The sequence below is a fragment of the Roseomonas rosulenta genome (assembly GCF_016106005.1).
Lineage (GTDB): Bacteria > Pseudomonadota > Alphaproteobacteria > Acetobacterales > Acetobacteraceae > Neoroseomonas > Neoroseomonas rosulenta.
The window spans coordinates 1-6,164 of sequence record NZ_JACADR010000264.1; the positions used below are offsets into that span (position 1 = coordinate 1).

General features: G+C 71.4%; 6 protein-coding genes and 1 pseudogene. 2 read left to right on the forward strand and 5 right to left on the reverse strand.

Annotated features, from left to right (window positions below):
• Nucleotides 1-199, forward strand: a pseudogene (locus HW578_RS28605) (IS481 family transposase); the annotation flags it as partial.
• A gap of 334 nt (nt 200-533) precedes the next feature.
• Here the strand turns inward: HW578_RS28605 and HW578_RS21515 are convergent.
• The 4 genes from HW578_RS21515 to dapB all read right to left on the reverse strand — a co-directional run bounded on the left by HW578_RS21515 (nt 534) and on the right by dapB (nt 4,175).
• Nucleotides 534-1,268, reverse strand: a complete 735-nt coding sequence (locus HW578_RS21515; protein WP_198372766.1) for an SDR family NAD(P)-dependent oxidoreductase — start codon at nt 1,266-1,268, stop codon at nt 534-536.
• Nucleotides 1,269-1,335: 67 nt separating this feature from the next.
• Nucleotides 1,336-2,091: a tRNA (guanine(46)-N(7))-methyltransferase TrmB gene (trmB, locus tag HW578_RS21520; protein WP_198372767.1), complete on the reverse strand. Its 756-nt coding sequence runs from the start codon at nt 2,089-2,091 to the stop codon at nt 1,336-1,338.
• A complete protein-coding gene (metK, locus tag HW578_RS21525) occupies nt 2,091-3,278 on the reverse strand; it encodes a methionine adenosyltransferase (RefSeq protein WP_198372768.1) in 1,188 nt (395 codons plus the stop codon). The genes trmB and metK overlap by 1 nt, the downstream gene beginning before the upstream one ends.
• Nucleotides 3,279-3,407: 129 nt before the next feature.
• A complete protein-coding gene (dapB, locus tag HW578_RS21530) occupies nt 3,408-4,175 on the reverse strand; it encodes a 4-hydroxy-tetrahydrodipicolinate reductase (RefSeq protein ID WP_198372769.1) in 768 nt (255 codons plus the stop codon).
• Between the two features lie 134 nt (nt 4,176-4,309).
• On the opposite strand from dapB, the gene HW578_RS21535 reads away from it, so the two are divergent.
• Nucleotides 4,310-4,696, forward strand: coding sequence for a PRC-barrel domain-containing protein (locus HW578_RS21535; RefSeq protein ID WP_198372770.1), 387 nt, complete (start codon nt 4,310-4,312; stop codon nt 4,694-4,696).
• 24 nt (nt 4,697-4,720) lie between these two features.
• On the opposite strand, the gene dnaJ is transcribed toward HW578_RS21535, so the two are convergent.
• Entirely contained in the window at nt 4,721-5,875 is a 1,155-nt protein-coding gene (dnaJ, locus tag HW578_RS21540; protein WP_198372771.1) for a molecular chaperone DnaJ, read from the reverse strand.
• Nucleotides 5,876-6,164 lie beyond the last annotated feature (289 nt).

Sequence of the window (6,164 nt, forward strand, 5' to 3'; positions counted from 1 at the left end):
GGAGGCCACCGTCCAGCGCTACCACTACGGCAGGCACGACGAGCTCCGCAGCCACCTCGCCCTGTTCCTCGATACCTACAACTACGCGCGGCGGCTCAAGACCCTGAAGGGCCTCACCCCCTACGAGTTCATCTGCCGATCATGGGCCGCAGACCCCCATAGGTTCACCGCAAACCCGCACCATGAAATGCCGGGACCAAAACATCTAGGTCAATATCCGACCAGGCGGGATAATCAGGTCGGATGTCGTGCGCCAGGAAGCGGAGAGTCTGGCGGAGCCCATGTCCGGTCGGCACGACCGTGCAGCGGTTCGATGCGCCCGGACGCTGCTCCAGGGCCGGACCCGATGGGGTGATGATGCGCGCGAGACCGATGGTCTCGACTGGTCGCGCTGAGCCGTTCGGAAGGCGGGCGGGGGCGGCCCCTGGCAGAGCGTGTGCATCCCGGTATCGCTGACCGATACCTCGTGCGCGAAGGCCCTTGTGCCTCGGGTGAAGTGCGGCCCGGCGCAGATGCAGCGCCCCTCTGCGCGGTCAAGGCGGCAGCCGCAGCGCCGAATCCAGCCGCAGTGTGGTGCCGTTCAGCAGCGGATTGGCGCAGATGGCCAGCACCATGGCGGCGAATTCCTCCGGCCTGCCGAGTCGTGCTGGGAAGGGCGGCAGGGCGCGGATGGCCGCCTGCGCCGCCTCAGGCAGGCCCGACAGCATCGGGGTTTCGAACAGGCCGGGGGCGATGGTGACCACGCGGATGCCGCTGCGCGCCAGTTCGCGTGCGGCGGGCAGGGTCAGGCCGATCACGCCGGCCTTGGACGCGGCATAGGCGCATTGGCCGACCTGCCCGTCCTCGGCGGCGATCGAGGCGGTGTTGACGACCAAGCCGCGTTCGCCATCGGGCTGCGTCGCGTCCAGCGCCTGCATGCGCGCGGCGGCCAGGCGCAGCACGTTGAAGGTGCCGAGCAGGTTCACGCGCAGCGCGCGTTCGAACAGCGCCAGGTCGTGCGCGCCGTTGCGGCCGACCACGCGCGCGGCGGGCGCGATGCCGGCGCAGTTCACGACAAGGCGCAGCGGGCCGAGCGCGGATGCGGCATCGAGCGCGGCGGTCACGTCGGTCTCGCTGGCGACGTCGCCCAGGATGGCGTGGTCGAGGCCGGTGGCGTTGAGGTCCATGCCGACCACCTGCGCACCCGCCTGTGCCAGGGCACGCGCCGTCGCAGCGCCAAGGCCGGAGCCGGCGCCGGTGACCAGCGCGGCGGCACCGGTCAGTTCCATGGCGGCGTCGCTCGCGGAGGCGTCATGGCGTCGCGGTCCGCGCCAACCTCGAGCCGCCGGCTGCGTGTCACGCCCATCGCGCGTCACTCCGCGCGAAGATCCAGTAGCGCGGCGTGCGCCCCTCGCGCAGCGCCTTCGCCTCGTAACGCGTCGGGTGCCAGTCGGCCGGGCGCTCGGTCGTGTCCAGGCGCGGCGCGAACCACGGCTGGTCGGCGAAGACTTCCTCCACCCAGGCCTGGTAGGTCGGGTCGTCGGAGGCGATGCGCCACTCCGCACCGGGCCGCAGCACGCGCGCCACCACCGGCAGCATGGCGTGGTTGACGAAGCGCCGCTTGGCGTGGCGCGCCTTGGGCCAGGGGTCGGGGAACATCAGGTAGAGCCGGCCCAACGCGGCGTCCGGCAGAAGTGCCACCAGGTGGCGTGCATCCTCGGGCCACAGGCGCAGGCGTTGCGGCGGCGGGGCAGTGGCTTCGGCACCCTCGGGCACCAGGCGCGTGAGCAGGGAGCAGAGCCCGTTCTCGAAGACCTCGGAGGCGATGAGCGCGACCGAGGGATGCGCCGCGGCCAGGGCCAGCGCGTGCTCGCCGCCGCCGAAGCCCACTTCCAGCCAGACATCGGCCGCGCCCGGGAACAGCGCATGCGCCTGCGCGGCCTCCGCCGCGGTCAGGCGGAAGCGCGGCAGGGCCAGTTGCATCAGGCGGTCCTGCCGCGGGCGCAAGGGATGCCCGCGGCGGCGGCCATAGAGCCGGTCGGGGATGCCCTCCGGCGTCAATGCGGGGGCGCGGTGCGGGCTCTCACCGCGCCGCGCTTCGCCGCTGTCCATCACCTGCCGAAGGCCCGCTTCAGTTCGGGCACCAGGTCGGTCTTCTCCCAGGTGAAGGTCCCGGCCTCGAGGTCCGGCGTGCGGCCGAAATGGCCGTAGGCGCTGGTCGGGACGTAGATCGGCCGGTTCAGGTGCAGATGCTCGCGGATGCCGCGCGGCGAGAGGTTCACCAGCCCGTCGATCACCTTGGCGAGCTTCACCTCGTCCACGTCGCGGCCCGTGCCGTGCAGGTCGAAATACACCGACAGCGGCTTCGCGACGCCGATCGCGTAGGAGACCTGGATGGTGCACTTCTCCGCGAGGCCCGCGGCGACCACGTTCTTGGCCACGTAGCGCGCGGCATAGGCGGCCGAGCGGTCCACCTTGGTGGGATCCTTGCCGGAGAACGCGCCGCCGCCATGCGGGGCCGCGCCGCCATAGGTGTCGACGATGATCTTGCGCCCGGTCAGGCCGCAATCGCCGTCCGGTCCGCCGATCACGAAGGTGCCGGTCGGGTTCACATACAGCTCGGCATCGGGGCACATCCAGCCCTTGGGCAGGCTGCTCTCGATGATCGGCTTCACCATGGCCTTGATCTGCGCCTGCTCCAGGCCCTCTACATGCTGGGTCGAGAGCACGATGGAGGTCGCGCCCACAGGCTTGCCATCGACGTAGCGCAGCGTGACCTGGGACTTGGCGTCGGGCAGCAGGCCCGCGACGGCCTTGTCCTTGTTGCGGCGCATCTCGCTGATGCGGCGCAGGATCAGGTGCGCGTAGTACAGCGGCGCGGGCATGAGCTCGGGCGTCTCGGTGCAGGCATAGCCGAACATGATGCCCTGGTCGCCCGCACCTTCGTCCTTGTTGCCGGCGGCATCGACGCCCTGCGCGATATGCGCGGACTGGGCGTGCAGGTGGCATTCCACATGGGCGTTCTGCCAGTGGAAGCCCTCCTGCTCGTAGCCGATGTCGTGGATGGCAAGGCGCGCCAGGTGCTTCAGGTAGTCCGCCGTGACCGCGCCCGGGCCGCGCACCTCACCGGCGATGACCACGCGGTTGGTGGTGACCAGCGTCTCGCAGGCCACGCGGGAATAGGGGTCGGCCGCCAGGAAGGCATCGAGCACGGTGTCCGAGATGCGATCGGCCACCTTGTCGGGATGGCCCTCGGAGACGGATTCGGAGGTGAAGAGATACTCGCCGGTATCGCGCATGGCTTGGTTCGGCCTCTTGTCGCGGGAAATGCCGGCGGGACGCCCCGGCAGGCTGCGCCCGGGGGATCCGGGACGGGGGCGTATCGCAAGGGGGGGGGGCGGGGTCAAGGCAGGGCGGCACCTGCCGGGTCACATCCCGAGCACATCCTTCATGTCGTACAGGCCGGCCGGCCGCGCCGCCGCCCACAGCGCCGCCCGCACCGCCCCGGTCGCATAGACCCGCCGGTCGAAGGACCGGTGCGTCAGGCTGATGTGTTCCGACGCCGCGGCAAAGATCAGCGTATGCTCGCCCACGACCTGGCCGCCGCGAAGTGCCGCGAAGCCGATGGTCCCGGTGCCGCGCCCGCCGCAATGCCCGTCTCGCCCGCTTTCGCGCCCGGCATCCTCGAGCGTGGTGCCGCGCCCCGCCGCCACCGCGCGGCCGAGAGCGACCGCGGTGCCCGAGGGCGCATCGACCTTCTGGCGGTGGTGCATCTCCACGATCTCGGCGTCGTATTGCGCCGCGGGCAGGGCGGCCGCCATGCGCTCGGCGATCGCCAGGAACAGGTTCACCCCCGGCGCGAAATTCGCGGCGAAGACGATGGGCACGCGCGCCGCGGCGTCGGCGACCGCCGCCTCCTCCTCGGCCGACAGGCCGGAGGACCCCAGGATCAGCGGCGTGCCGGCCTCGGCCGCCGTACGGGCGTGGAGGGGCGCCGCTTGGGCGTGGGTGAAGTCGATCACCACGTCGCTCACACCGCACAGCGCGCCGAAATCCGGCAGCACCTCGGCGCCGGCCGGCGCGGTGCCGGAGCGCAGCGTGCCCCCGGCCAGGCGCGCGCCGGCGGCGGGCACTTCCTCGGCCAGCAGGCGGCCCATGCGGCCGGCAATGCCGGCAATGCCGATGCGGATGGTCATGGCGCTTGCTCCCCTTCGCGGATGGTCCTGCCTGTGCGGTCGGTGCGCCGACCGGTCAAGCCCGCCGTGCCGCACTGCAACCCAGCGCCGACCGTCGCGTTCCCTCTTCATCAATTCCGGCAGGAGGATACGCCATGAACATCCCGAACCCACGCCAGGATGCCCGCCCGACCACCGCCGACCTGACCGCGCCGACCACCGGCCACCTGATCGCCGGGGGCAAGGTCGCGGGCACCTCGGTCTACGACCTGGCGGGCCAGGCGATCGGCAGCATAGAGGATGTGATGCTCGACAAGGGCACCGGCCGCGTCGCCTATGCCGTGCTCTCCTTCGGCGGCTTCCTCGGCATCGGCTCGAAGCATTTCCCGTTGCCGTGGGAAATGCTGCGCTACGACACCGCATTGGGCGGCTATGTCGTCAAGATCGACCGCGAGCGGCTGGCGAAGGCACCGACGGTTGAGCAAGGCTGGCCCGACCGCCGACGCGCGGTGGACGACTACTGGGCCACGCCGATCGTCTGACCAGGCGAGGGGATTGGGTGGCTGCTACCGCCCAAGCCCGTCCCAGAACTCCTTCACCTTGGCGAAGAAGCCCTCGCTTTCGGGGGAGGATCGCCCGCCCTTGGCGGCCTCGGCCTCGAACTGCTCGAGCAGCTCGCGCTGCTTGGGCGTGAGGTTCTGCGGCGTCTCGACGCTGACCTGGACATACATGTCCCCGCGCGCGGCGGAGCGCAGCACCGAGAAGCCCTTGCCGCGCAGGCGGAACTGGTCGCCCGTCTGGCTGCCGGCGGGGATGGTGACGCGGGTGCGCCCGCCATCGATGCTCGGCACCTCGACATGCCCGCCGAGCGCGGCCTGGGACATGCGCAGCGGCACGCGGATGAAGATGTTGGCCCCCTCCCGCTGGAAGATCGGGTGCGGCTTCAGCGCGATGTCCACGTACAGGTCGCCGGCGGGCGCGCCGCGCAGTCCGGCCTCGCCCTCGCCGGCCAGGCGGATGCGGGTGCCGTCCTCGACGCCGGGTGGGATGGTGACGTTGAGCGTGCGTTCGCGCTGAACGCGCCCCGCGCCCTGGCAGACCTTGCAGGGATTCTTGATGATGCGGCCGGACCCACCACAGGTCGGGCACGTGCGCTCGATCAGGAAGAAGCCCTGCTGCGCGCGGATCTTGCCCGAGCCCGAGCAGCCCGGGCAGGTCTGCGCGCCGGAGGCGGCCGCACCTTCCGCCCCGGTGCCTTTGCAGGCCTCGCAGCTGACGGAGGTCGAGATGCGGATGTTGGTCTTGGTGCCGGCGAAGGCTTCCTCGAGGCTGATGTCGACCTGGGTGCGCAGGTCGGCGCCGCGGCCGGTGGCGCCGCCGCGCCCGCCGCCGCGCCCGCCGCCGAAGCGGCCGAACATTTCCTCGAAGATGTCCTCGAAGGCGCCGCCGAAGGGGCCGCCGCCGGCGAAGCCGCCCGGCCCGCCCGCGCCGCCCTGCTCGAAGGCGGCATGGCCGTAGCGGTCATAGGCGGCGCGCTTCTCGGCATCCTTGAGGATGTCGTAGGCCTCGTTCAGCTCCTTGAACTTGGCCTCGGCGTCCTTGTCGCCCTGGTTGCGGTCGGGGTGCCACTTCATGGCGAGCTTGCGGTAGGCCTTCTTCAGGTCCTCCTCGCCCGTGTCGCGGGCAACGCCCAGCACCTCGTAGTAGTCACGCTTTGCCATTCTTCTTGCCCTCAGACGGCGGGCGCCGGCCATCCGGCCGGCTTGCCTTCGCGCCGCGCGCTGGTGCGTTGGCGGCAGCGGGCGGGTTGGGCGCGGTCGCGCTTCGCGCTCCCGGATCGCGGCAGGGCCGCGAACCGATACTCGGCATGTCCAGTGACTGGCGGACGCCGCAGCGTGCGCGCGCGCAGCAGCGCCGGCCGGCGCGCGCCGGCAGCCTCAGGCATTTCTGTCGCCCTGGTCGCGCTGATCATGGTGGTGTCCCGCGAAGAAACGCCGCCCGGTCCTTCGC

Coding starts and splice junctions, on each gene's coding strand:
- HW578_RS21515 (WP_198372766.1), bottom strand. CDS start 1,268: ATGGAACTGACCGGTGCCGCCGCGCTGGTCACCGGCGCCGGCTCCGGC.
- trmB (WP_198372767.1), bottom strand. CDS start 2,091: ATGGACAGCGGCGAAGCGCGGCGCGGTGAGAGCCCGCACCGCGCCCCC.
- metK (WP_198372768.1), bottom strand. CDS start 3,278: ATGCGCGATACCGGCGAGTATCTCTTCACCTCCGAATCCGTCTCCGAG.
- dapB (WP_198372769.1), bottom strand. CDS start 4,175: ATGACCATCCGCATCGGCATTGCCGGCATTGCCGGCCGCATGGGCCGC.
- HW578_RS21535 (WP_198372770.1), top strand. CDS start 4,310: ATGAACATCCCGAACCCACGCCAGGATGCCCGCCCGACCACCGCCGAC.
- dnaJ (WP_198372771.1), bottom strand. CDS start 5,875: ATGGCAAAGCGTGACTACTACGAGGTGCTGGGCGTTGCCCGCGACACG.